Below are 497 nucleotides of genomic sequence, written 5' to 3'. Positions count from 1 at the left end.
CTGGTCGACTGGCACGACAACACCGTCGCACTCCTCACCCACCCACAACCCTGGCCCACCACCGACCACCCCCGACGCGCCGCAATCTCCTCCTTCGGCATCAGCGGCACCAACGCCCACCTAATCCTCGAACAACCCCCCACCGACACCACCACCCACAACCCCGACACCAGTGACCCGCGGGGCGGCGTCGACGACGCCGGAGCAGCCACCCGCGGTCTTCCGGCGACGGCCGGCACCGTACCGCTGCTGGTGTCCGCCGCATCCGACCAGGCGCTGGCCGAGCAGGCCGGGCGGCTGCGGGCGTACCTCGACGCCCACGGTGACGTGGAGGTGAGCGACCTCGGGCACACCCTGGCCACCGGGCGGGCCGCGCTCGCGCGGCGGGCCGTCGTCCTCGCCGCGAACCGGCAGGACGCGCTGGACGGCCTGGACGCGCTGGCCCGCGGCGGCTCCTCGCCCCGGCTCGTCACCGGCGCCGCCGTGACCGGCAGGAC

The 497-nt window shown here is 75.1% G+C and carries 1 protein-coding gene; it reads left to right on the top strand.

What is annotated here, in order from left to right:
• Positions 1-497: ketoacyl-synthetase C-terminal extension domain-containing protein (locus K7G61_RS36065; RefSeq protein ID WP_308190818.1), on the top strand; the 497-nt coding region annotated here is incomplete at both ends.

The sequence above is a fragment of the Streptomyces sp. HPF1205 genome (assembly GCF_020400825.1).
Taxonomy (GTDB): Bacteria; Actinomycetota; Actinomycetes; order Streptomycetales; family Streptomycetaceae; genus Actinacidiphila.
Note: the sequence above shows the minus strand (reverse complement) of the source record. Positions and strands in the feature narration are given on the sequence as shown.